This is a genomic window from Variovorax sp. J2L1-78, from assembly GCF_030317205.1.
Classification (GTDB): Bacteria; Pseudomonadota; Gammaproteobacteria; order Burkholderiales; family Burkholderiaceae_C; genus Variovorax; species Variovorax arabinosiphilus.
The window spans coordinates 690,378-715,493 of sequence record NZ_JASZYB010000003.1; the positions used below are offsets into that span (position 1 = coordinate 690,378).

General features: G+C 68.7%; 22 protein-coding genes. All 22 read left to right on the top strand.

Annotation, left to right across the window (positions count from 1 at the left end; genetic code table 11):
• Positions 1 to 35: 35 nt before the first annotated feature.
• Positions 36 to 911 carry a diaminopimelate epimerase gene (gene dapF / locus QTH86_RS21745; RefSeq protein ID WP_286648234.1) on the top strand — a complete coding sequence of 292 codons (876 nt, stop codon included), beginning with the start codon at positions 36 to 38 and terminating at the stop codon, positions 909 to 911.
• Entirely contained in the window at positions 908 to 1,603 is a 696-nt protein-coding gene (locus tag QTH86_RS21750) for a DUF484 family protein (RefSeq protein WP_286648235.1), read from the top strand. Before dapF ends, QTH86_RS21750 begins: the two co-directional genes overlap by 4 nt.
• Before the next feature lie 17 nt (positions 1,604 to 1,620).
• Entirely contained in the window at positions 1,621 to 2,232 is a 612-nt protein-coding gene (locus QTH86_RS21755) for a YdcF family protein (RefSeq protein WP_286648236.1), read from the top strand.
• A complete protein-coding gene (locus QTH86_RS21760) occupies positions 2,219 to 3,205 on the top strand; it encodes a tyrosine recombinase XerC (RefSeq protein ID WP_286648237.1) in 987 nt (328 codons plus the stop codon). The genes QTH86_RS21755 and QTH86_RS21760 overlap by 14 nt, the downstream gene beginning before the upstream one ends.
• Positions 3,202 to 4,404 (top strand): class I SAM-dependent rRNA methyltransferase, encoded by a 1,203-nt coding sequence (locus QTH86_RS21765; protein ID WP_286648238.1) that lies wholly within the window; start codon positions 3,202 to 3,204, stop codon positions 4,402 to 4,404. The genes QTH86_RS21760 and QTH86_RS21765 overlap by 4 nt, the downstream gene beginning before the upstream one ends.
• Positions 4,405 to 4,478: 74 nt before the next feature.
• Complete coding sequence (locus QTH86_RS21770) at positions 4,479 to 5,531, top strand: CobW family GTP-binding protein (protein ID WP_286648239.1); 1,053 nt, start codon at positions 4,479 to 4,481, stop codon at positions 5,529 to 5,531.
• Positions 5,532 to 6,054: 523 nt separating this feature from the next.
• Positions 6,055 to 6,789, top strand: coding sequence for an RNA polymerase-binding protein DksA (dksA, locus tag QTH86_RS21775; protein WP_444814022.1), 735 nt, complete (start codon positions 6,055 to 6,057; stop codon positions 6,787 to 6,789).
• Between the two features lie 63 nt (positions 6,790 to 6,852).
• Complete coding sequence (locus QTH86_RS21780) at positions 6,853 to 8,460, top strand: STAS domain-containing protein (protein ID WP_286648240.1); 1,608 nt, start codon at positions 6,853 to 6,855, stop codon at positions 8,458 to 8,460.
• A gap of 62 nt (positions 8,461 to 8,522) precedes the next feature.
• On the top strand, positions 8,523 to 9,068 hold the full coding sequence (hslV, locus tag QTH86_RS21785; RefSeq protein ID WP_286648241.1) for an ATP-dependent protease subunit HslV: 546 nt from the start codon (positions 8,523 to 8,525) through the stop codon (positions 9,066 to 9,068).
• Between the two features lie 2 nt (positions 9,069 to 9,070).
• The gene (hslU, locus tag QTH86_RS21790) at positions 9,071 to 10,393 is read left to right on the top strand and encodes an ATP-dependent protease ATPase subunit HslU (RefSeq protein WP_286648242.1); all 1,323 of its coding nucleotides are present in this window, start codon (positions 9,071 to 9,073) and stop codon (positions 10,391 to 10,393) included.
• A 263-nt stretch (positions 10,394 to 10,656) separates the two neighbouring features.
• A complete protein-coding gene (gene mraZ, locus QTH86_RS21795; RefSeq protein ID WP_286648412.1) occupies positions 10,657 to 11,088 on the top strand; it encodes a division/cell wall cluster transcriptional repressor MraZ in 432 nt (143 codons plus the stop codon).
• 11 nt (positions 11,089 to 11,099) lie between these two features.
• The gene (gene rsmH, locus QTH86_RS21800) at positions 11,100 to 12,023 is read left to right on the top strand and encodes a 16S rRNA (cytosine(1402)-N(4))-methyltransferase RsmH (RefSeq protein WP_286648413.1); all 924 of its coding nucleotides are present in this window, start codon (positions 11,100 to 11,102) and stop codon (positions 12,021 to 12,023) included.
• A complete protein-coding gene (ftsL, locus tag QTH86_RS21805; protein WP_286648243.1) occupies positions 12,020 to 12,367 on the top strand; it encodes a cell division protein FtsL in 348 nt (115 codons plus the stop codon). The genes rsmH and ftsL overlap by 4 nt, the downstream gene beginning before the upstream one ends.
• Positions 12,367 to 14,121 carry a peptidoglycan D,D-transpeptidase FtsI family protein gene (locus QTH86_RS21810; protein WP_286648244.1) on the top strand — a complete coding sequence of 585 codons (1,755 nt, stop codon included), beginning with the start codon at positions 12,367 to 12,369 and terminating at the stop codon, positions 14,119 to 14,121. Before ftsL ends, QTH86_RS21810 begins: the two co-directional genes overlap by 1 nt.
• Positions 14,121 to 15,623, top strand: coding sequence for a UDP-N-acetylmuramoyl-L-alanyl-D-glutamate--2,6-diaminopimelate ligase (locus tag QTH86_RS21815; protein ID WP_286648245.1), 1,503 nt, complete (start codon positions 14,121 to 14,123; stop codon positions 15,621 to 15,623). Before QTH86_RS21810 ends, QTH86_RS21815 begins: the two co-directional genes overlap by 1 nt.
• Positions 15,620 to 17,074, top strand: coding sequence for a UDP-N-acetylmuramoyl-tripeptide--D-alanyl-D-alanine ligase (locus QTH86_RS21820; RefSeq protein WP_286648246.1), 1,455 nt, complete (start codon positions 15,620 to 15,622; stop codon positions 17,072 to 17,074). The genes QTH86_RS21815 and QTH86_RS21820 overlap by 4 nt, the downstream gene beginning before the upstream one ends.
• A gap of 15 nt (positions 17,075 to 17,089) precedes the next feature.
• Complete coding sequence (mraY, locus tag QTH86_RS21825; protein ID WP_286648247.1) at positions 17,090 to 18,268, top strand: phospho-N-acetylmuramoyl-pentapeptide-transferase; 1,179 nt, start codon at positions 17,090 to 17,092, stop codon at positions 18,266 to 18,268.
• A gap of 4 nt (positions 18,269 to 18,272) precedes the next feature.
• Positions 18,273 to 20,321 (top strand): UDP-N-acetylmuramoyl-L-alanine--D-glutamate ligase, encoded by a 2,049-nt coding sequence (gene murD / locus QTH86_RS21830; protein WP_286648248.1) that lies wholly within the window; start codon positions 18,273 to 18,275, stop codon positions 20,319 to 20,321.
• Positions 20,318 to 21,616 (top strand): putative lipid II flippase FtsW, encoded by a 1,299-nt coding sequence (gene ftsW / locus QTH86_RS21835; protein ID WP_444814023.1) that lies wholly within the window; start codon positions 20,318 to 20,320, stop codon positions 21,614 to 21,616. The genes murD and ftsW overlap by 4 nt, the downstream gene beginning before the upstream one ends.
• Positions 21,613 to 22,695, top strand: a complete 1,083-nt coding sequence (gene murG / locus QTH86_RS21840) for an undecaprenyldiphospho-muramoylpentapeptide beta-N-acetylglucosaminyltransferase (protein WP_286648249.1) — start codon at positions 21,613 to 21,615, stop codon at positions 22,693 to 22,695. Before ftsW ends, murG begins: the two co-directional genes overlap by 4 nt.
• Complete coding sequence (gene murC, locus QTH86_RS21845) at positions 22,692 to 24,149, top strand: UDP-N-acetylmuramate--L-alanine ligase (protein ID WP_286648250.1); 1,458 nt, start codon at positions 22,692 to 22,694, stop codon at positions 24,147 to 24,149. Before murG ends, murC begins: the two co-directional genes overlap by 4 nt.
• Entirely contained in the window at positions 24,146 to 25,114 is a 969-nt protein-coding gene (locus QTH86_RS21850; RefSeq protein WP_286648251.1) for a D-alanine--D-alanine ligase, read from the top strand. Before murC ends, QTH86_RS21850 begins: the two co-directional genes overlap by 4 nt.
• The last annotated feature ends 2 nt before the right edge of the window (positions 25,115 to 25,116 follow it).

Genomic DNA, 25,116 nt, shown 5'->3' on the forward strand with positions numbered 1-25,116 from the left:
GCCCATGGGGGCGGCGCGCGACCGATAATCCGCCGATGCGAATTCGCTTTACCAAGATGCAGGGTGCCGGCAACGACTTCGTCGTGCTCGACGAGACCGGTGCGCCGCTGGGCCTGTCGGCCGCGCAGTACCAGTTCCTGGCCGACCGTCATTTCGGCGTCGGTGCCGACCAGATCCTGTCCGTGCGGCCGTCACCAGCCGCGGGCATCGACTTCCAGTATGTGATCCACAACGCCGACGGCGGCGAGGTGGAGCAGTGCGGCAACGGCGCGCGCTGCTTCCTGCGCTTCGTGCGCGAGCACGGGCTGACCACCAAAGACGTCGTGCGCGTGCAGACGCTGTCGGGCGTGATCGAGCCGCGCATGGGCGACGACGGTCGCGTCACGGTCGACATGGGCGCGCCCATCTTCGAGCCGGCGCGCGTGCCCTTCGATGCCGCCGGCCTCGATCCACAGCCCGATGGCGGCTGGCAGACCTGGCACCTCGCGCTCTCGACCCGTGCGGAAGGCGCGATCGTGCCTTTTGCGATCCTGTCGATGGGCAATCCGCACGCGGTGCAGATCGTCGATGACATCGAGACCGCACCGGTGGCCGAGCAGGGCCCGCTGATCGAACACCACCCGCGCTTTCCGCAGCGGGTCAATGCCGGCTTCCTGCAGATCGTCGACCGCACGCATGTGCGCCTGCGCGTGTACGAGCGCGGCGCCGGCGAGACGCTGGCCTGCGGCACCGGCGCCTGCGCCGCGGTGGTGGCGGGCATCCGCCTGGGCCATCTTGATGCCCGCGTCGACGTCGAGACGCGCGGCGGCATCCTCACCATCGAATGGCACGGGGTGGACCAGCCCGTGCGCATGACCGGCCCCGCCATCACCGTCTTCGAAGGCGAGATCGACATTCCGGACGAACTATGAATTTCACGCACAACAACAACGCCGCCATGAACCCGATCACCGAGGACGACATCGCCGACTACCTGGCGAACACGCCCGACTTCTTCGAGCGCCATGCGCAGCTGCTTGCCCAGGTTCAGCTGACCAGCCCGCACGGCAACCGCGCGGTGAGCCTGCAGGAACGCCAGGCCGAGATGCTGCGCGAGAAGATCAAGGCCCTGGAGCACCGCGTGATGGACATGGTGCGCCATGGCACCGAGAACGTGGTGACCGCCGACCGGCTGCAGCGCTGGACGCGTGGCCTGCTCACCGCGCGCGATCCGCGCGGCCTGCCGCTGCAGATGGCCGGTGAGCTGCAGTCCCTCTTCATGGTGCCGCAGATCGCCATCAAGGTCTGGGACTGCGATGCGGTCTACGGCAACGAGCCCTACGCCCAATGGGTCAGCGACGACGTCAAGGCCTTCGCCACCTCGCTGACCACGCCCTACTGCGGCCTGAACGCCGGGCTGGAAGCCACCGCCTGGCTGGACGATGCCAAGGCGGCGGTGTCGATCGCGCTGATCCCCCTGCGTGCGGAGCCCTCGGCGCCGGCCTTCGGCCTCTTGGTGCTGGCGTCGCCCGATGCGCAGCGCTTCAACCCCGAGATGGGCACCGACTTCCTCGAGCGCATCGCCGACCTCGCATCGGCCGCGCTGTCGCGCCTGCGGCCTTGAGGCCGGGCGGTCGACCCGTGCGGACCGGGCTGCGCCTGCTGGCCCTGGGCCTGGGCGCGGCGGTGGTGGCTTACGGGGCGATCGCTTTCACGATCTGGCAGCGGGCGGAGGCCTTGCTTGCCGCCGGCTCGCCGCGACCCGCGGACGCCGCGTTGGTGCTCGGCAACCGGGCCTACCGCCATGGTGCCCCCAACCCCTGCCTGACCGGCCGCGTCGACACCGCCGTATCCTTGGCGCAGGCCGGGCTGGTGCCGCAGCTGGTGATGTCGGGCGGCATCGACCATGAGGATCGCCGCATCGAATCGGAAGTGATGGCCGTGCATGCGCGCGCCATCGGCTACACCGGGCCGCTGCTGCGCGAAAGTCAGTCGAACTCGACGCGCGAGAACCTCGCGATGTCCGCCGCCGTGCTGCGCGAGGCGGGCGTGCGGCGGGTCATCGTCGTGTCGGAGCCCTACCACCTGTGGCGGGTCGAGCGGCTCGCGCGTGCCAGCGGTTTCGCGCACGACTTCGACGTGCAGTACGCCGCCGCGCCCACGGCCTGCTGGCAGCGCTGGGGCATGCGTTTTCGCGGCGCGCTGCGCGAACCGCTGGCCATCGTGAACAATGCCTTCCATGGCTACTTCTGAGGACACCGGGGCCGGCGCCGCTGCAGCGCTGATCGAGCGCTACCTCGAGCACGCGCGCGTCGAGCGCCGGCTGGCCGGGCGCACCCTCGACATCTATGCCGAGCACCTGCGGGCGCTGGCCGCGAAGATGGCCGAGGCGCGCCTGCCGGTCGACCGCGTCACCGCCGCCCACGTGCGCCGCTGGATGGCGCAGATGCACAGCGCCGGGCGCGAGCCGCGCGGCATCGCGCTGGTGCTGTCGTGCTGGCGCAGCTTCTTCCGCTGGCTTGGCCAGCAGCGGCTGGTGCCCTTCAACCCGGTGCAGGATGTGCGCGCGCCGAAGGCGGCCCGTCCGCTGCCCAAGGCGCTGGCGGTCGACGACGCGGTGCAGTTGGCCGAGCTGCACGACCCCGATGCGGACCCGTGGACCGAGGCACGCGACCGTGCCATCGTCGAGCTGCTCTACGGCTGCGGGCTGCGCGTGAGCGAGCTGGTCGGGCTCGACGTGCATGCCGGCAAGGATGCGCGCGGCTGGGTCGATCTCGACGCGGGCGAGGCGCAGGTGCTGGGCAAGGGCAGCAAGCGGCGCGGCGTGCCAGTCGGCGGCAAGGCGGCCGACGCCCTGCGCACCTGGCTGGCGGTGCGCGACCAGTGCGCCGCGCTGCCGGCTGCCCGGGTGCGCGACCCGGCGAGCGCCGCGGCGCTCTTCATCGGCCGCACCGGCATGCGCTTCTCGGCGCAATCGGTGTGGAAGACGGCCAAGGCGCGCAGCCTGAAGGCCGGGCTGCCGGCGGCGGTGCATCCGCACATGCTGCGCCATTCCTTCGCCAGCCACGTGCTGCAGTCGAGCAGCGACCTGCGCGCGGTGCAGGAACTGCTCGGCCACGCCAACATCACGACCACGCAGGTCTACACCCGGCTGGATTTCCAGCACCTGGCCAAGGCCTACGATGCGGCGCATCCACGGGCCAAGGCCAAAGACGACACCGAATGAAAACACTCCGCCTCAAGCCCGGCAAAGAAAAATCGCTGTTGCGCCGCCACCCGTGGGTGTTCGAGTCCGCCATCGCACGTGGCGGGGCCGACCCCGGCGAAACGGTGCGCGTGGAGTCGCACGACGGCCAATTCCTCGCGTGGGCGGCGTTCAGCCCGAGCTCGCAGATCCGCGCACGCGCCTGGAGCTTCGTCGAGACACAGCGCATCGACGCCGCGTTCCTGGCGTCGCTGTGTGCCCGCGCCGTCGGCGCGCGCCGCTACTTCGATCTGCAGAGCGATGGCATCCGGCTCGTGCACGGCGAGGCCGACGGGTTGCCGGGCCTGATCGTCGACCGCTACGGCGACACCCTGGTCGCACAGTTCGGCTCTGCCGGCGTCGAACGCTGGAAGGACGTGCTGGCCGATGCGCTGCTGGCCGCTACGGGTTTGACCAAGCTCTACGAGCGCTCCGATGCGAGCGGTCGCGAGCGCGAAGGCCTCAAGCCCGTCACCGGCTGGCTGCGCGGGGAGGACGCCACCGCGCAGGTGATCCGCGAGCACGACTGGCGGTTGTCGCTCGATATCGCGACCGGCCACAAGACCGGCTTCTACCTCGACCAGCGCGACAGCCGGCAGCGCTTCGCCGAGATCGCGCAGCACCGGCGCTTTCGCCGCGTGCTCAACTGCTTCTGCTACACGGGCGGCTTCACCGTCGCGGCGCTGGCCGGGCTGAAGGCGGCGGGCGCGATCGACGGCGCCGAACTGACCTCGATCGACTCGTCGCTGCCGGCCTTGGAGCGCGCGCGCGCCAACCTGGCGCTCAACGGCTTCGAGGGCGCCAACGCGCAGTTCCTCGACGCCGACGTGAACGCCTCGCTGCGCCGCTTCATCGAGGAAGGCCGCAGCTTCGACGCCATCGTGCTCGACCCGCCCAAGTTCGCACCCACGGTGGCCCATGCCGAGCGCGCCGCGCGGGCCTACAAGGACATCAACCGGCTGGCGCTGAAGTTGCTCGAGCCCGGTGGCGTGCTGCTGACCTTCTCGTGCTCGGGCGGCATCAGCGCCGACCTGTTCCACAAGATCGTGGCCTCGGCCGGGCTGGACGCGGGCGTGGACGGTTACATCAGCGAACGTCTGGGGGCCGCGCCCGACCACCCGATGACCATCGAGTTTCCCGAAGGGGAGTACTTGAAAGGCCTCGTCGTGGTGCGCAAGTAGGGTTTGACCTTGCCGCGGCGCCTGCCCGGCCGCGTCGCTAAACTTTCCGCCTTTCCCGTTCTCGGAGTTCCGCTATGGCCCTCATTCCCGCCACCATCCTCACCGGCTTTCTCGGCTCCGGCAAGACCACGCTGCTCAAGCGCATCCTCTCCGAGGCGCACGGCCAGAAGATCGCCGTGATCGAGAACGAATTCGGCGAAGAGAACATCGACAGCGACATCCTGGTGACGGAGTCGAAGGAGCAGATCGTGCAGATGAGCAACGGCTGCGTCTGCTGCACCATCCGCGAAGACCTGCGCGAGGCGCTGCAGCTGCTGGCCGCCAAGAAGCGCCAGGGCCTGCTCGACTTCGACCGCGTGGTGATCGAGACCACCGGCCTGGCCGACCCCGGCCCCGTGGCCCAGACCTTCTTCATGGACGACGAGATCGCCGAGAGCTACCTGCTCGACTCGATCCTGACGCTGGTCGATGCCAAGCACGCGCCGCAGCAGCTCAACGACCGCCAGGAAGCGCGCCGCCAGGTGGGCTTCGCCGACCAGATCTTCATCAGCAAGAGCGAACTCGTCTCCGAAGCCGAAACCGAGGCGCTGATCCACCGCTTGAAGCACATGAATCCGCGCGCGCCCCAGCAGAAGGCGCATTTCGGCGATGTGCCGCTCAAGGACATCTTCGACCTGCGTGGCTTCAACCTGAACGCCAAGCTCGACATCGACCCGGACTTCCTTTCGGCCGACGAGCACGATCATCACGACCATGATCACGCGCACGGCGAGCATTGCGACCATCCCTCGCATGCGCACGACGGCCATGGCCACCATCACCACACGGACGACGACGTCAAGAGCTTCGTCTACAAGGCCGACCGCGCCTTCGACCCGGCCAAGCTCGAGGATTTTCTGGGTGCCGTCGTCAACATCTACGGCCCGAAGATGCTGCGCTACAAGGGCGTGCTGAACATGAAGGGTACCGACCGCAAGGTGATCTTCCAGGGCGTGCACCAGCTGATGGGCAGCGACCTGGGCCCGGAATGGGGCGCTGACGAGGCCCGTCAGAGCCGGATGGTGTTCATCGGCATCGAGCTGCCGCGCGACATCCTGGAACAGGGACTGGAGCAGTGCCTGGTCTGAGTGCCGGAGCGCCCGTTGTGGCGTATCGGCACGGCGAGCCGGCGCGAAAGGCCCGGCCGCTTCATATCTATATACAATCGCGCGCCTGTTCCGCAGCCGCCCCGGGTCTTCAGAAGGCCCGGGTGTGACTTCCGGCATAGGAGGGCGTGCGTTCCTGGCGTGCTTTCAAGGGTATAACCCCGAGGGCTCGCCACCGGTGGGCACCTGACAGTGTGGGTCGTGGGGTCGAAGAACCGCACGGCTTTCAGGGGGAGAGCCAGTGAAAGCGCATTCGAGTTCGTCGAAGGAGCCAGCCACCGTGAAGAAACCTGCCGCGAAGGCCAAACCTGTCTTGAAGCCGGTCGTCCCGAAGACGCCGGCGGCCAAGTCGGCAACGTCGTCGGCGAAAAAGGCTTCCACCCCGTCGGCTCCAGCCAAGAAAGTCAGCGTGGCGCCGGCAAAGACCGTCCGCGCCGTGAAAGCCGCTCCGCCCGCCCCGGCCCGCAAGGCTGTGGCGAAAAAAAGTACACCGAAGGCAGCCCCCGTGGCTGCCGCGTCGTCCAAACCCACCGGCCGCAGTGCCGAACCACCTGCTCCTTCGCTCCCCATGAAAAAAACGGCTGCCGCCTCCACTTCCGCCCCGGCGACAACTCCCGTCACCTCGATCCCCGCCGCGCCCGCTCCGGCCGCCCGCGGTGGCCGGGTGTCGCGTCTGTCGCAATTGACCGTTCCTTCGATGGCGCAGTCGGTCGCCTCGACGGCGGCCAAGTCCAGCTTCACGCAAAGCGCTCCTGCCCTGGTGCCGCCGCCCCCGCTGGCCGTCAAGAAAGATCCGAAGCTCGCGAACAACTGGAAGACCAAGTCCGCCGAGGAACTGACCGATCAGGAAGTGATCGCCATGCCCGACAGCGAGTACATGAACGAGAAGCAGATGGCCTTCTTTCGCCTGAAGCTGATCGAGCTCAAGCGCGGCATCCTGGAGAACGCCGGCGAAACCACCGAGCATCTGCGTGAAGACACCGTGGTGGTGCCCGACCCGGCCGACCGCGCCACCATCGAGGAAGAGCATGCGCTGGAACTGCGCACGCGCGACCGCGAACGCAAGCTGCTCAAGAAGATCGAGCAGTCGATCCAGCGCATCGACGCCGGCGACTACGGCTACTGCGACGAGACCGGCGAGCCCATCGGCGTCGGCCGCCTGCTGGCGCGTCCGACCGCCACGTTGTCGCTCGAGGCGCAGCAACGCCGCGAACTCAAGCAGAAGATGTTCGGAGACTAGACGGGGCCGCCCCGCCCCTGCGACATGACCTCCCCATCGATGCCCTGAGTTCCTCACCCCAGCATGTCCAAGGAAGAACCGTCCGGCCGCCTGCTTTCGAAAGTGGCGAAGTTCGTTCGCAATCCGCTCAAGGACTGGGCCGAACTGGACGCGCAGGATTCGGCCGCGAGCGAGAACGGCTACAGCCGCGAGATGCTCAAGGAGATGATCGAGCGGCGCCAGCGCAACGATTTCGTGCGTCGCCGCGAGTTCGACATGCTGCGCAAGCTGCGCCAGCGGGAAGCAGCCGGCGCACGAGACCCGGGGCAACCCTCCTCGCTGAACCTCAGCAGCACCTCGGGCAAGACCGAAGGACGCGCCCTGACGCTCAAGAAGATCGACGAGATCGAGGCGCAGATGTCCAAGCAGTGGTGGAAGGGCTCGCCCGCCACGACCCCCACCGACGACGAACCGTCGATCAACCCCGAGGTCCTGGCGGCTCAGCGGGCCCGGGCGTATGCCGACACGGCCCCCCAGGCGGCCGACAGCACCGTGCCGGCGGTCGCCGAGGCGCCGGCCAATGCCGCCGCTGCGCACAGTGCAGCGGTGCCACTGCTGGTCTACGACAGTGCGCTCGACGAGGCAGCGATCCGCTTTGCGCATGGCGACGATGCCGGCGCCGAGTCGATTTTGTTGCAGAGCCTGCTGTCCGACGCGACCCAGAACGACCACAACGACATCTGGCTGGCGCTGCTCGACCTGTACCGTGCCATCGGTGACGCCGAGAAGTTCGTGGCGGCGAGCACCCGGTATGCCCAGCGCATGAAGCGCAACGGCCCCGAGTGGGTGTCGTTGCGTGCGCTGGCGCGCGGGGTGCAGACCAGCGTCGCGGCCACGGGTCAACATGCGGCCGACTGGCGCAGCCCGGCACAGCTCAGCCGCGAGGGCCTGGTCGAGCTCACGCGTGCATTGGGGGGCGCGGGTTCGGTGTGGACGCTCGACTGGCGCCTGCTCGGCGGCATCGACCTGGCCGCGGCCGGGCCGCTGAAGTCGCTCTTCGCGCACTGGTCGGCATCGCCGGTCGACGTGCGATTCGTCGGTGCCGGGCGCCTGCTGGCTGTGCTCGAGAAGGCCACGCCTGCCAACGAGCGCAACACCGACGAGACCTGGTGGCAGTTGCGCATGGCTGCGCTGCGGCTCATGAACGAGGTCGACCTCTTCGAACTGGTCGCGCTCAACTACTGCATCACCTACGAAGTCTCGCCGCCGCCCTGGGAGGAGCCCCAGGGCCGCTATGCCGGCGTGGAGTCGACGGGGATGAGCCGGCCGGCCGGGTTGTCCATGGGCATGAGCATCGACGGGGATGCGCCGGAATCGTCGACGGGTTCACCCGAGATCCTGGGCGCGACCCTGGCCGGTGACCTGAGCGGCGAGTCGGAGTCGACCTGGCGCCGACTCGATGCCGAGATCGCCGAGGCCGAGATGACCGACCCGACGGCACCTGCGACCATTCACTGCTCGGCCCTCGTGCGCCTGGACCTCGCCGCCGCCGGCACGCTGCTGCACTGGGTGACCGAGCGCGACGCCAACGGCCAGCGCGTGCAGTTCGTCGATGCGCACCGCCTGATCGCCACCTTCTTCAAGGTGGTGGGCATCGCGGACCACGCGCTGGTCCGGGTGCGCGAAAACTAGCCGTTACCAGCGGGGGCCTGACGGTCCCTTGCATTGATCCGGGCCATCCCCAGATGGCTTCGATGGAACAGTTTCACGGCACCACCATCGTCAGCGTGCGCCGCAAGACCCCCGGAGGCGACCAGGTCGCCATCGGCGGGGACGGGCAGGTCACACTCGGCAACATCGTCATCAAGGGCACGGCGCGCAAGGTGCGGCGGCTCTATCACGGCAAGGTGCTGGCTGGCTTTGCCGGCGCCACGGCCGACGCCTTCACGCTCTTCGAGCGCTTCGAGGCCAAGCTCGAAAAGCACCAGGGGCACCTGACCCGCGCGGCGGTCGAGCTCACCAAGGACTGGCGCACCGACCGCGTGCTGCGCAAGCTGGAGGCCATGCTGGCCGTGGCCGACGCCACCACCTCGCTCATCATCACCGGCAACGGCGACGTGCTGGAACCGGAAGACGGCGTGATCGCCATCGGCTCGGGCGGCGCCTATGCGCAGTCGGCCGCCAAGGCGTTGATCGACAACACGGACCTCTCTGCCGAGCAGATCGTGCGCAAATCGCTGGCGATCGCCGGAGAAATCTGCATTTACACGAACATGAACCACACGGTGGAAGCGCTCTGACCATGTCCATGACCCCCCAGGAAATCGTCTCGGAGCTCGACAACCACATCGTGGGCCAGCCGGCGGCCAAGCGCGCGGTGGCCATCGCCCTGCGCAACCGCTGGCGCCGCCAGCAGGTCGAGGAGCCGCTGCGCCACGAGATCACGCCCAAGAACATCCTCATGATCGGCCCCACGGGCGTTGGCAAGACCGAGATCGCCCGTCGCCTGGCGCGCCTGGCCGATGCGCCCTTCATCAAGGTCGAGGCGACCAAGTTCACCGAGGTCGGCTACGTCGGCAAGGACGTGGATGCCATCATCCGCGACCTGGCCGAGATCGCGGTCAAGCAGACGCGCGAGAAGGAAAGCGCCAAGTTCCGCATGCGGGCTGAGGATGCGGCCGAGGAGCGCATCCTCGACGCGTTGCTGCCCCCGGCCCGGCTGGCCGATGGCAGTGCGTCGGACACCCAGAACGCCACGCGTCAGGCCTTCCGCAAGAAGCTGCGCGAAGGCGCGCTCGACGACAAGGAGATCGAAATCGATCTCGCCGAAGCCCGTGCGCCGATGGAGATCATGGGCCCGGCGGGCATGGAGGAGATGACCGAGCAGCTGCGCGGCATGTTCGGCCAGTTGGGCGCTGGCAAGCGCAAGACGCGCAAGCTCAAGATCGCCGAGGCGATGCGACTGGCGATCGACGAGGAGGCCGGCAAGCTGGTCAACGAGGACGACATCCGTGCGCTGGCGATCCGCAATGCCGAGGAGAACGGCATCGTCTTCATCGACGAGATCGACAAGGTCGCGACCCGCAGTGATGCCCAGGGTTCGGACATCTCGCGCCAGGGTGTGCAGCGCGACCTGCTGCCACTGGTCGAGGGCACGGCCGTCACCACCAAGTACGGCGTGGTGCGTACCGACCACATCCTGTTCATCGCGAGCGGGGCGTTCCACCTGAGCAAGCCGAGCGACCTCATTCCCGAGCTGCAGGGGCGCTTTCCGATCCGCGTCGAGCTGCAGTCGCTGTCGATCGCCGACTTCGAGGCGATCCTGATGCAGACGCGTGCCTCGCTGGTCAAGCAGTACCAGGCGCTGCTGGCCACCGAGGGCGTGACGCTCGACTTCACGCCGGAAGGCATCACGCGCCTCGCCGGCATCGCCTTCGAGGTGAACGAGCGCACCGAGAACATCGGCGCGCGCCGGCTGTCGACGGTGATGGAGCGCCTGCTCGACGAGGTGAGCTTCGACGCCGCGCGGCTCGGCGGGCAGGCGATCCACATCGACGCGGCCTATGTGGACCAGCGCCTCGCGGCACTAAGTCACGACGAAGATCTTTCGCGTTTCATCCTCTGACGCGCAAGGCGTCACGGCACTTGGCTTCACGCAGAACATTCACTGCGTGAGCTAAGTGCTTCATTTGCAACGGAATTCGCGCTTTCGGAGGGTTCGAAAAGCGCGCTAAGTCGTTGATTCCATTACAAAAAATAGACAACAGGCCTTGTTGTCGTACCTTGGTTTCCTGCTACAGTGCAAAAAAGTGCAGTTAAGTGGGAAAAAGTGTCGGATGTCGCCTCGTCGAGGTGCGCGACCGCTCCCACCACAGGGGTTTCGTGGCCGTGTTTCAAGGCGCTTCATCGCTGAGTCTGGATGCGAAGGGTCGGCTGTCCGTGCCGACCCGGCATCGTGACGTGCTGGCCGCGACGGCCGGCGGTCAACTCACGATCACGCGCCATCCCCACGGCTGCCTGATGATTTTCCCGCGTCCCGCGTGGGAACAGTTCCGCGAACGCATCGCCGCGATGCCGTTGAAGGACCAGTGGCTCAAGCGCCTGTTCCTCGGCAATGCGATGGACGTCGACATGGACGGCACCGGCCGCATCCTGGTGTCGCCGGAACTGCGTGCCGCCGCGAACATCGCGCGCGACACGCTGCTGCTCGGCATGGGCAGCCACTTCGAGCTCTGGGACAAGGCCACGCACGACGCCAAGGAAGCCGAAGCGATCCAGGCCGGCCTGCAGTCCGAAGCGCTCCAGGACCTCGCCTTTTGACGAGCGCCGCCTTGAACACGTCCTGGACCCACACCACGGTGCTGCTGCACGAAGCGGTCGATGCGCTGCTCGCCGACCGGCCGCAGCCGCTCGTCGGCACCTACGTCGACGCGACCTTCGGGCGCGGTGGCCACAGCCGGTTGCTGCTCGATAGGCTGGCGCCGGAGGCCCGCCTCATCGCGTTCGACAAGGACGCGGAAGCGGTGGCCGAAGCAGCGCGCATCACCGATGCGCGTTTTTCCATCCGGCACCAGGGCTTCAAGGATCTGGGGGAGCTGCCGCCGGGCAGTGTCGCCGGGCTCCTGATGGACCTCGGCATCAGCTCCCCGCAGATCGACAACCCCGCACGGGGTTTTTCTTTTCGTTTCGACGGCCCGCTCGACATGCGCATGGACACCACGCGCGGCGAGAGCGTGGCCGAGTGGCTGGCAACGGCCGAAATTCAGCAGATTGCAGAGGTGATCCGTGACTATGGCGAAGAACGGTTTGCTGTTCAGATTGCAAAGGCGATTGATGCTCGCCGACAAGAACGGGGCCCAATTTCAACCACCACCGAGCTGGCCGAGCTCGTGGCTGGCGCGGTCAAAACCCGCGAGCAGGGCCAGAACCCTGCAACGCGCACATTTCAGGCTCTTCGGATTTTCATCAACGCCGAGCTTGAAGAGCTGCAACAGGCGCTAGACGCCAGCCTCGCGGTGCTGCAGCCGGGCGGCCGGCTGGCGGTGATCGCCTTCCATTCGCTCGAGGACCGGATCGTCAAGCAGTTCATCGCGACGCACTCGAAGGAGGTCTACGACCGCCGTGCGCCCTTCGCCGCGCCGAAGGTGATGAAGCTGCGCGCCCTGGGCCGCATCCGCCCGTCCGAGGCCGAGGTGGCCGGCAACCCGCGCGCCCGCAGCGCGATCCTGCGCGTGGCCGAGAGGACCGACGCATGACGCGCCTGAACGTCCTGCTGCTGATCGCCGTGATGGCCACGGCGATGTTCCTCGTGCACACGCAGTACCGCTCGCGCCTGCTCTACACCGAGCTCGACCGCGCCAACACCGAGGCGCGCCGGCTCGAGGTCGATGGCGACCGCCTGCAGGTCGAGAAACGCGCCCAGGCCACGCCGCTGCGGGTCGAGAAGCTGGCCAAGGAACAGTTGAAGATGCGCACCACCACACCGGCCATCACGCAGTACGTGCGGCCGGACGGCACCGTGATTCCGCCGATCCCGGCGCCGGCGGCTTCCGCCCCGGCCAGGCCGGCCTCGACCAACCCATCCCGGAGGACCGGTTGATGGTCCGCCGCAGCCGCAGCGTGCAGTACACGACCAGCCCCTTGCTCGCGAGCAAGACGCCGGTCTGGCGCAGCAAGTTCATCGTCGCCGCGATCGCGATGGGTTTCGTGGTGCTGGCCGCCCGCGCGGCCTACGTGCAGGTGATCGACAACGAGTTCTTCCAGCGCCAGGGCGAGGTGCGCTTCGCGCGCACGCTGGAGCTGCCGGCCAACCGCGGCCGCATCCTCGACCGCAATGGCCTGCTGCTGGCGTCGAGCGTGGTGGCGCCCAGCATCTGGGCCATTCCCGAAGACATCGAGCGCAACGACCCGGATGTGAAGACCAAGCTCAAGCAGGTGGCCAAACTGCTGGGCATGGCGCAGAAGGACTTCGACAAGAAGCTCGAGGACGAGGACAAGACCTTCGTCTGGATTCAGCGCCAGGTCGACGCCCCCATCGCCAAACAGATCGCCGACCTGAACATCAAGGGCATCTACCAGCGCAAGGAATACAAGCGCCAGTACCCCGAGGGCGAGGCGGCCGCGCACGTGGTCGGCTTCACCAACGTGGAAGACCACGGCCAGGAAGGCATCGAGCTCGCCTTCGACAAGGACCTGGCCGGCAAGGCCGGCTCGCGCCGCGTCATCAAGGACCGCCTGGGCCGCGTGGTCGAGGGCGTCGGCGAGACGGTGCCGCCGGTCGACGGCAAGGACATCCAGCTGTCGGTCGACAGCAAGGTGCAGTTCTTCGCCTACCAGAAGCTGCGCGACGCGGTGATCGCACGCCGTGCCAAGGCCGGCAGTGTGGTGGTGCTCGACAGCACGACCGGCGAGATCCTCGCGCTCGCGAACTACCCGAGCTACGTGCCCGACAAGCGCCAGAACCTCACCGGCGAGCAGTTGCGCAACCGCGCGCTCACCGACACCTTCGAGCCCGGCTCGACGATGAAGCCGATCACCGTGGCGATGGCGCTCGAGGCCGGCCGCGTGAAGCCCTTGACATTGATCGAAACCGGCCCCGGTCGCTTCCAGATCGGCGGCTTCACCATCAGCGACACGCACAACTACGGCACGCTGACGGTCGAGGGCGTGATCCAGAAGTCGAGCAACGTCGGCGCGCTCAAGATCGCCCAGAAGATGACGCCCCACGAGATGTGGGACACCTACACCGCGCTCGGCTACGGCCAGAAGCCGCAGGTGCAGTTCCCCGGCGCCGTCACCGGCCGGCTGCGCCCGTGGAAGAACTGGAAGCCGGTCGAGCAGGCCACCATGGCCTACGGCTACGGCCTGTCGGCCTCGCTGTTTCAAATGGCGCATTCGTACACAGCCTTCGCGCACGACGGCAGCATCATCCCGGTGACGATGCTCAAGAGTTCCGACGCGGCGGTGGGTGTGCGCGTGTTCTCCGCCGAGAACGCCCATGCGGTCCGCAAGATGCTGCAGATGGCCGCCGGCCCCGGCGGCACCGGCCAGCTCGCGCAGACCGTGGGCTACTCGGTGGGCGGCAAGTCCGGCACGGCGCACAAGCAGGTCGGCAAGGGCTACGCCAGCAACAAGTACCGCGCCTGGTTCACCGGCATGGCGCCGATCGAGAAGCCGCGCATCATCGTCGGCGTGATGATCGACGAGCCGAGCGACGGCCAGTACTTCGGCGGCATCGCCGCGGCACCCGTCTTCAGCGAAGTCGTGCAGCAGACGCTGCGCATGATGAACGTGGCGCCCGACCTCGCGGTCAAACCGCTGGTCATCACGCAAGGCGTGGACGAGAGTTTCTGATGGACGACCTGAACCTGCGCACCCCCAACGAAGCCGCGCATTGGCTGCGCTCCTGCGTGGGCGGCGACCTGCACGCCGACAGCCGGCAGGTCGGCGACGGCGATGGCTTCATCGCCTGGCCCGGCGCCGCGACCGACGGGCGCGCGCACGTGGCATCCGCACTGGCGCAAGGGGCCTCGGTGTGCCTGGTCGAGCGCGAGGGCGTCGAGGCCTTCGGCTTCGACGAACGCCTGCCGATCGCCAGCTTCGCCGGCCTGAAGGCCGCGACCGGGCCGATCGCCGCGTCGTTCTACGGCCAGCCGTCGAGCCAGATCCCGCTCATCGCCGTGACCGGCACCAACGGCAAGACCTCGACCGCCTGGTGGCTGGCGGAAGCACTGTCCAAACGTGCCGGCCATGGCCCCTGCGCGCTGATCGGCACGCTCGGCATCGGCACGCCGCCCGAACTGCGCTACACCGGCCTCACCACGCCCGACCCCGTGATGCTGCAGCGCGAGCTGCGCCGCTTCGTCCGGCAGGGCTTCAGCGCCTGCGCCATCGAGGCCTCGTCGATCGGCATCGCCGAGCGGCGGCTCGACGGTTGCGAGATCCGTGTCGCGGTCTTCACCAACTTCACGCAGGACCACCTCGACTACCACGGCAGCATGGACGCCTACTGGGAGGCGAAGGCCGAGCTGTTCCGCTGGCCCGGCCTCGCCGCCGCGGTGGTCAACATCGACGACCTGCATGGCGCGACCCTGGTCAAGAACCTGATCGATCGTGGCGTCGGCACGCTCGACGTCTGGACCGTGTCGGCCGGCGGCGCCGCCGCGCGCCTGATGGCGCAGGACGTCCGCTATGACGCCGAGGGCCTGCGCTTCGACGTGGTCGAGCAGGGCACCGGCACGCAGACGCTGTCGACCCGGCTCATCGGCCAGTACAACGTGGCCAACCTGCTCGGCGTGATCGGCGCGTTGCGCGCCCTCGGGATGACCTTGGCCGAGGCCGTCGACGCCTGCCGTGACCTGCAGAGCGTGCCGGGCCGCATGGAGCGCGTCGCGCTGCCGGGCCAGCCGCTGGCGGTGGTCGACTACGCCCACACGCCCGACGCGCTCGACAAGGCGCTGGCCGGTCTGCGCCCGCTGGCCGCACAGCGCGGCGGCGTGCTGTGGTGCGTGTTCGGCTGCGGTGGCGACCGCGACGCGACCAAGCGCCCGCTGATGGCCGCCGTCGCCGAGACGCAGGCCGATCGCGTGGTGATCACCAGCGACAACCCCCGCAGCGAGAAGCCGGCCGCGATCATCGGCCAGATCCTGCTGGGGCTGTCGGACCCCGATGCCGCGCAGGTCGAGCCCGACCGTGCCCGCGCCATCGCCGAGACGCTGGCCCAGGCGGCACCCGCCGACGTGGTGCTGATCGCCGGCAAGGGCCACGAGGCCTGGCAGGAAGCCGGCGGCGTGCGCACCGAATTTTCAGATCGAATTCACGCGCTCGACGCGTTGCAACGCAGGAGTGCTGAATGAGTGCGCAGGTCCCCATGATGACCCTCGGCCAGGCGCTTGCCTGGGTGCCGGGTGCGCGTCTGGTCGGCGATGCCGAAACACCGCTCGTGCGGGTGCACACCGACACCCGCAGCCTGCAGCCGGGCGACCTGTTCGTGGCGCTGCGTGGCGAGCGTTTCGATGCCAACGACTTCCTGGCCGACGCACGCGCGAAGGGCGCGGTCGCGGCCATCGCGCACGGCGGCCTCGAGGCGGCGGGCCTGCCGGGCCTCGAAGTGCCCGACACGCTGGCGGCGCTCGGCGCACTGGCCGCGGGCTGGCGGGCGCAGTTCGACCTGCCGCTGGTGGCCGTCACCGGCAGCAACGGCAAGACCACGGTCACGCAGATGATCGCGACCATCCTGCATGCCGCGTGGGGCGACCGGTCGCTGGCGACCGTCGGCAACTTCAACAACGAGATCGGCCTGCCGCTCACGCTGCTGCGGCTGCGCGCCCACCACCAGCTGGCGGTGGTCGAGCTCGGCATGAACCACCCCGGCGAGATCGCGCGGCTCGCGACCATCGCACGGCCGACCATCGCACTGGTCAACAACGCCCAGCGCGAGCACCAGGAATTCATGGCGACGGTCGAGGCCGTGGCCCGCGAGAACGGCAGCGTCTTCGCGGCCTTGCCGGAAACCGGCACCGCGGTGTTTCCGTTCGGCGATGCCTTCACGCCGCTGTGGAACGAGATCGCCCATGAAGGCGCGACCCGTCGCTGCCTCACTTTCGGCGACCACCCCGACGCCGACATCGCCCTGGCCCGCGCCGAATGGCGCCAGGGCGCCTGGTCGATCGAGGTGCGCACGCCGCTCGGCCCGCTGCAGACCACGCTGGCCATCGCCGGGCACCACAACGTGATCAACGCGCTGGCGGCCACCGCCTGCGCCCTGTCCAGCGGCGTGTCGATCGAGAAGATCGCCGAGGGCCTGGCGGCCTTCGAGCCGGTCAAGGGCCGCTCGAAGGCAAGCGCCATCGCGCTGTCGGCGGGCCGCACGCTCACGCTGGTCGACGACACCTACAACGCGAATCCCGATTCGGTGCGCGCCGCCATCGACGTGCTCGCCGCCTTGCCCGGTCCGCGCCTGCTGGTGCTGGGCGACATGGGCGAAGTCGGCAACCAGGCCGAGGGCTTCCATGCCGAGGTGGGCGAATGGGCGCGCGACCGCGGCGTCGAAATGCTGTTCGCGCTGGGCGAGGAGACGGTGCACAGCGTGGCCGCCTTCGCCGACCAGCGGGTGCGCCGCCAGGGGCGCCATTTCACCGACGTCGAGGCGCTCAACGCGGCCGTGCTCGAACAGCTGCCCGAACTCGCCAGCGTGCTGGTCAAGGGCTCGCGCTTCATGCGGATGGAACGGGTGGTGCAGGCCATCGCCGCAGCCACCACGACCACCGACAACCATAACGACAAGGAGGCCGGTCATGCTGCATGAACCGCGCACCACCCCATGCTGATGAGCTTGGCCCAATGGCTGCAGACGCTCTCGCCCGAGTTCGGGTTTTTGCGCGTTTTCCAGTACCTCACCTTCCGCGCGCTGATGGCCGCGACCACGGCCCTGCTGATCGGCCTGGCGGTCGGCCCGTACGCCATCCGCCGGCTGACCGCGCTCAAGATCGGTCAGCCGGTGCGCGGCTACGGCATGGAAACGCACCTGACCAAGAGCGGCACGCCCACCATGGGCGGTGTGCTCGTGCTGTTCTCCATCGCCTTTGCCACCGTGCTGTGGTTCGACCTGAGCAACCGCTTCGTGTGGATCGTGCTGTGGGTGACACTGGGCTTCGGCGCCATCGGCTGGGTCGACGACTGGCGCAAGGTGGTGCGCAAGGACCCGGAAGGCATGCGCTCGCGCGAGAAGTATTTCTGGCAGTCGCTGGTCGGCCTGTTGGCCGGCTTCTACCTGCTGTTCAGCATTTCCGAGAGCTCCAACTGGCGCGTGCTGGAACTGTTCTTCGCCTGGGTGCGCTCGGGCTTCGCGCTCGACTTCCCGCCCAAGATCAACCTGCTGGTGCCTTTCTTCAAGGAGATCAGCTACCCGCTCGGCGGCATCGGCTTCGTCATCCTGACCTACCTGGTGATCGTGGGATCGAGCAATGCGGTGAACCTCACCGACGGTCTCGATGGCCTGGCGATCATGCCGGTGGTGATGGTCGGCTCGGCGCTGGGCGTGTTCGCCTACGTCACCGGCAGCTCGGTCTATTCGAAGTACCTGCTGTTCCCGCACATCCCCGGTTCGGGCGAACTGCTGGTGTTCTGCTCGGCCATGGCCGGCGCGGGGCTGGCCTTCCTGTGGTTCAACACGCACCCGGCGCAGGTCTTCATGGGCGACGTCGGCGCGCTGGCGCTGGGCGGCGCGCTCGGCACCATCGCGGTCATCGTGCGCCAGGAGATCGTGTTCTTCGTCATGGGCGGCATCTTCGTGGTCGAGGCGATCTCGGTGATGGCGCAGGTGATGTACTTCAAGTACACCAAGAAGCGCTTCGGCGAAGGGCGGCGCATCCTGAAGATGGCGCCGCTGCACCACCACTTCGAGAAGAGCGGCTGGCGCGAGACGCAGGTCGTCGTGCGCTTCTGGATCATCACGATGCTGCTGTGCCTCGTGGGCCTTTCCACATTGAAGCTTCGCTGAGTCCATGAAGCACCTGCACGACCTTCCCGTCCTCGTCCTCGGTCTCGGTGCGTCCGGCCTGGCGATGGCGCGCTGGTGCGCGCGGCATGGTGCCCAGGTGACGGTGGCCGACACGCGCGACACGCCGCCGGCCCTCGCGACGCTGCAGGCCGAGTGGCCCGGCGTGCGCTTCGTCGGCGGACCGCTGACCGCAGCCCTTGTCGAAGGCACGCCGATCCGCGCCGTGTACCGCTCGCCCGGCCTGACGCCAGCGACGATCGCGCCGGTGGTCGACGCGGCACGCGCCATCGGCCTGCCGGTGGGCGGCGAGCTCGATCTGTTCGCGCAGGCGTTGCGCGATCTGAAGACGGTGACGCTGCCGGAGGTGCCGGCGGTGGAACCCGTCGACCCCGAAGCCATCGCCGAGGTGGCACCCGCTGCGGTCGAGACCGCCGAGCCGACGCCGTCGGCACCATCGACGGAACCCGCCGCGGCCGAAGAAAACGCCGATGGCGCTGAGGCTGCGCCCCGCGCGCTGGCCGAAGACATGCCACGCGACGCGGCGGCGAGCGTGCCGGCGCCCGTGGAGGCGCCCATCGAAGCGCCCGTGGAGGCGCCCATCGAAGCGCCCGCCGACGACCTGCCGCTCGCCACGGACGAGGTGGTCGATTCCATCGCCGAGCCTTCGGAGCCCGCGCCCGCGGCCGTCCCCGCGGCCCCCCGTCCCGCGCTCCCCACGCCCGGCAAGCCCTACGTCGCGACCGCCGCCAAGGACGCGGCCGAGTTCGTGGCCCGCATCGCCGAACTGTCGGCCACCAACCCGGCGTCGGCCGTCGTCGAGGACGACTCGCCCCAGCTTCCGCTGGTGCCGCATGCCGAGCCCGAGCCGCCCAAGGGCTACGCGCCGGCGGTGCTCGCCATCACCGGCACCAACGGCAAGACCACCGTCACGTCGCTGACCGGCCTGCTGGTCGAGCGCGCCGGCAAGACCGTGGCCGTCGCCGGCAACATCGGCCCGACGCTGCTCGACACGCTGGCCGCACACCTCGATGCCCAGACGCTGCCCGACGTGTGGGTGCTGGAACTGTCCAGCTTCCAGCTCGACGGCGTGCAGGACTTCGAGCCCACCGCCGCGGCGGTGCTGAACCTGACGCAGGACCACCTGGACTGGCACGGCGACATGGCGTCGTATGCGGCCGCCAAGGCGCGCATCTTCGGCCAGCACGGCCTGATGATCCTGAACCGCGGCGAGGCGGGCGTCATGCAGATGCTGCCGCCACCGGTTCGCGTGAAGCTGCAGCGCCCACAGGTCCGCACGCACATCACCTTCGGCGCCGGCCTGCCGCTGCGCCCGAGCGACTTCGGCATCGAGCGTGTCAACGGCATGGCCTGGCTGGTGCGCGCGCTGGAGGCCGACGAGACGATCAAGCGCAAGCGCGGTGCTGCGGCGCAAGAGGAAGAGATCTTCCTGCAGCGCCTGATGCCGGCCGACGCGCTGCGCATCCGCGGCCAGCACAACGCGCTCAACGCCCTGGCGGCCCTGGCGTTGGCCAGTGCGGCCGGCTGCCCGTTGGGTCCGATGCTCTACGGCCTGCGCGAGTACCACGGCGAGCCGCACCGCGTCGAATCGGTGGCCATCGTCGACCAGGTCGAGTACTTCGACGACAGCAAGGGCACCAACGTGGGCGCGACAGTGGCCGCGCTCCACGGACTGGGCGCCGAGCGCCGCATCGTCGCCATCCTCGGCGGCGACGGCAAGGGCCAGGACTTCGAGCCGCTGGCCGCACCGGTGCGCCAGGTGGCGCGCGCGGTCGTGCTGATCGGGCGCGATGCGCCGGTGATCGAGGCCGCGCTGGCCTCGACCGGCGTCACGCTCGTGCACGCCGCGTCGATGGACGAAGCCGTGCAGCTCGCCGCAAAGCGCGCCCACCCCGGCGACGCCGTGCTGTTGTCGCCAGCCTGCGCCAGCTTCGACATGTTCAAGGACTACGCACACCGCGCGCAGGTCTTCTGCGATGCGGTGCAGGCCCTGGCCGACGCGCCGTCGTCGCTGCACGAGGAGGACGCTTCATGAGCGACGCCGCCGCCGCCACGCCCAACACCGCGCCGGGCCGCTTCGGCGGCTGGTTCCGCCGTGCCGCCAAGAGCGGCATGGACGCGCTGCCGATGCACCTGCCGGTGCGCCTGGGCGGCGGCAGCGTGTCGCAGACCAAGGCCGCGCCGATGCGCGTGCTGGGCTTCGACCAGTCGCTGTTATGGGTCACGCTGGCGCTGCTGGCGTGGGGCATGGTGATGGTCTATTCGGCCTCCATCGCGCTGCCGGACAACCCGCGCTTCGCGCGTGCCGGCTACGGACCCATGTTCTTCCTGCTGCGCCACGTGCTGTTCATCTCCATCGCCTTCGTCGCCGCGCTGCTGGCCTTCCAGATCCCGATGCAGACCTGGGAGCGCGTGGCGCCGTGGATCTTCGTCGTGTCGCTGCTGCTGCTGGTGCTGGTGCTCATCCCGCACGTGGGCCGCGTGGTCAACGGCGCGCGCCGCTGGCTGCCGCTGGGCATCATGAACTTCCAGCCCTCCGAGCTCGCCAAGCTGGCGATGGTGCTCTACGCCGCCAGCTACATGGTGCGCAAGATGGAGATCAAGGAACGCTTCTTCCGCGCCGTGCTGCCGATGGGCATTGCGGTGGTGGTGGTCGGCATGCTGCTGCTGGCCGAGCCCGACATGGGCGCCTTCATGGTGATCGCGATCATCGCCATGGGCATCCTCTTCCTCGGCGGCGTGAATGCGCGGATGTTCTTCGTCATCGCCGCGCTGGTGGTGGCCGCTTTCGCGCTGATCGTGATGACCAGCGAATGGCGCCGCGAGCGGATCTTTGCCTACCTCGATCCCTTCAGCGAGGCGCACGCGCTCGGCAAGGGCTACCAGCTGTCGCACGCACTCATCGCCATCGGCCGCGGCGAGATCTTCGGCGTGGGCCTGGGCGGCAGCGTCGAGAAGCTGCACTGGCTGCCCGAGGCGCACACCGACTTCCTGCTGGCCGTGCTGGGCGAAGAGTTCGGCCTCATCGGCCTGCTGCTCATCATCGGCATGTTCCTGTGGCTGACGCGCCGCATCATGCACATCGGCCGCCAGGCGATCGCGCTCGACCGCGTGTTCTCCGGTCTGGTGGCACAGGGCATCGGCATCTGGATCGGCTTCCAGTCGTTCATCAACATGGGCGTGAACCTGGGCGCGCTGCCGACCAAGGGCCTCGGCCTGCCGCTGATGAGCTTCGGCGGCTCGGCCATGCTGATGCAGCTGATCGCGCTGTCGATCGTGCTGCGGGTGGACTACGAAAACCGTGTGCTGATGCGAGGTGGTCGGATATGACGCGCACGGCATTGGTCATGGCGGGCGGTACCGGCGGGCACATCTTCCCGGGCCTGGCCGTGGCCGAAGCGCTGCGCGACCGCGGCTGGGCCGTGCACTGGCTGGGCGCGCCCGGCGGCATGGAGCAGCAGCTGGTGCCGCCGCGCGGCTTCGCCTTCGAGCCGGTGCAGTTCGGTGGCCTGCGCGGCAAGGGGCCGCTCACGCTGCTGATGCTGCCCGCGCGGCTGCTGCGCGCCTTCGTCCAGAGCATCGGCGTGTTGCGCCGGGTACGGCCCGACGTGGTCATCGGCCTGGGCGGCTACATCACCTTTCCCGGCGGCCTGATGAGCGTGCTGCTCGGCAAACCGCTGGTGCTGCACGAGCAGAACTCGGTGGCCGGGCTGGCCAACAAGGTGCTCGCGAGCGTCGCGAACCGCGTGTTCACCGCCTTCCCCAACGTGCTGAAGAACGCGCAGTGGGTGGGCAATCCGCTGCGCGAGGCTTTCGTGTCGCAGCCCGATCCGGTCACGCGCTTCACCGGCCGCAGCGGGCCGCTGAAGCTGCTGGTGGTGGGCGGCAGCCTGGGCGCGAAGGCGCTCAACAGCATCGTGCCCAAGGCCCTGGCGCGCATCGCGCCGGCGCAGCGCCCGATCGTGATGCACCAGAGCGGCGCCAAGCAGATCGACGACCTGCGCGCCAACTACGTGGCGGCCGGTGTCGAGGCCGAGCTCACCCCTTTCATCGACGACACCGCCACCGCCTACGCGACCGCCGACCTGATCGTCGCGCGCGCCGGCGCCAGCACCGTCACCGAAATCGCAGCCGTCGGCGCCGCAGCGCTGTTCGTGCCTTTCCCTTCCGCGGTCGACGACCACCAGACCACCAACGCGCGCTTCCTCGTGGACGCGGGCGGCGGCTGGCTGGTGCAGCAGACCGAACTCACGCCTGAATTGTTGGCCGACTTGCTCCAGAAACTCGAACGAACCACGCTGGTGGACAAGGCCGTGAAGGCCAAGACGATGCAGAAGACCGAGGCGGTCAGCGCCGTGGTGCTGGCCTGCGAAGAACTCGCGGCGAAGAAGCACGGAGGCGGCGCATGAAGCACGCCATTCGCCACATCCATTTCGTCGGCATCGGCGGCGCCGGCATGAGCGGCATCGCCGAGGTGCTGCTCAACCTGGGTTACCGCATCTCGGGCTCCGACCTCTCGGACAGCGTCACGCTGCGCCGCCTGGCCGGCCTGGGCATCGCGACCCACGTGGGCCACGCGGCGGCGAACATCGCGGGCGCCGACGCCGTGGTCACGTCGACCGCCGTGCAGGCCGACAACCCCGAGGTGATCGCCGCACGCGAGAAGAAGATTCCCGTGGTGCCGCGCGCCCTGATGCTGGCCGAGCTGATGCGCCTGAAGCAGGGCATCGCCATCGCCGGCACGCACGGCAAGACGACGACGACCAGCCTGGTGGCCAGCGTGCTCGCCGCGGCCGGGCTCGACCCGACCTTTGTGATCGGCGGGCGCCTCAACAGCGCCGGTGCCAATGCGCAACTCGGCAGCGGCGACTACATCGTGGTCGAGGCCGACGAATCGGACGCGTCCTTCCTGAACCTGCTGCCGGTGATGGCGGTGGTCACGAACATCGACGCCGACCACATGGAGACCTACGGGCACGACTTCGGCAACCTGAAGAAGGCCTTCGTCGATTTCCTGCACCGCATGCCCTTCTACGGTGTCGCGATCCTGTGCACCGATGACGAGGCGGTGCGCAGCATCGTGCCCGAGGTGACCTGCCCGGTGACCAGCTACGGCTTCAACGAAGACGCTCAGGTGCGCGCCGTGAACGTGCGCGCGGTCGGGGGCCAGATGCACTTCACCGCGCAGCGCCGCAACGGCATCACGCTGCCCGACCTGGACATCGTGTTGAACCTGGCCGGCGAGCACAACGTGCTGAATGCGCTGTCGGTGATCGCGGTGGCGGTCGAGCTCGGCGTGGCCGACGACGCCGTGCAGCGCGGCCTGGCTGATTTCAAGGGCGTGGGCCGGCGCTTCCAGAGCTACGGCGACGTGCCGGTGAAGGATGCCTCCGGCACGGCGGCTTTCACGCTGATCGAGGACTACGGCCATCACCCGGTCGAGATGGCGGCCACCATCGCTGCGGCCCGTGGCGCCTTCCCGGGACGCCGCCTGACGCTGGCTTTCCAGCCGCACCGCTACACCCGCACGCGCGACTGCTTCGAGGACTTCGTCAAGGTGCTGGGCACGGCCGATGCCGTGCTGCTGGGCGAGGTCTACGCGGCCGGCGAGGCGCCCATCGTGGCGGCCGACGGCCGCTCGCTGGCGCGTGCCCTGCGCGTGGCCGGCAAGGTCGAGCCGGTGTTCGTCGACGAGATCGGCGCGATGGCGCAGGCCATTCTCGACAACGCGCGCGACGGCGACGTCGTCATCTGCATGGGCGCCGGTTCCATCGGCGCCGTGCCCGGCCGCGTGGTGGAGCTGGGCGGCGCGGCCGCATCGGTGAAGCCGGGCCAGTTCACCCGCGAAGGAAGGGCGCTGTGAGCACTCCGAACATCCAGTCACTCGGTAAGGTCGCCGTCCTTTTCGGCGGCACCTCGGCCGAGCGCGAGATCTCGATCCTGTCGGGCACCGGCGTGCTCGAGGCGCTGCGCTCGCGCGGCGTCGACGCGCATGCCTTCGATCCGGCCGAGCGCGACCTGGTCGAACTCAAGCGCGAAGGCTTCGCGCGCTGCTTCATCGCGCTGCACGGGCGCCACGGCGAAGACGGCACGGTGCAGGGCGCGCTTGAACTCCTGGGCATTCCCTACACCGGCTCCGGTGTGATGGCGTCGAGCGTGGCCATGGACAAGGTCATGACCAAGCGCATCTGGCAGGCCGACGGCTTGCCGACGCCCAAGTACGTGCGCCTGGCCGCCGACCAGCAGAGCCGCGAGCAGATCCGCGCCGTGCCCGACGTGCTCGGCCTGCCGCTGATCGTCAAGCCACCGCGCGAAGGCTCGTCCATCGGCGTGACCAAGGTACAGGGCTATTCGCAGATGCAGGAGGCGGTGGCGCTCTCCGCGAAGTACGACGCCGACGTGCTGTGCGAGGAGTTCATCGAGGGCGAGGAAGTCACTTGCTCCGTGCTCGGCCACGGGCTCGACGCGCAGGCCCTGCCGGTGATTCGCATCGCCGCGCCCGAGGGCGCCTACGACTACCAGAACAAGTACTTCACCGACGACGTCAAGTACCACTGCCCGAGCGGCCTGCCCGAAGCGGAGGAAAAGGAGATCCAGCGCCTCACGCTGGCGGCCTATCGCACGCTCGGCTGCCGCGGCTGGGGCCGCTCCGACGTGATGATCCGCGCGAGCGACCGCAAGCCCTTTCTGCTGGAGTTGAACACCTCCCCCGGCATGACGACGCATTCGCTGGTGCCGATGGCGGCACGTGCGGTGGGCATCGCCTACGAGGACCTGTGCGTGCGCGTGCTGGCATCGGCGGCACTCGATTCGGAAGGCAAGGTCTGACG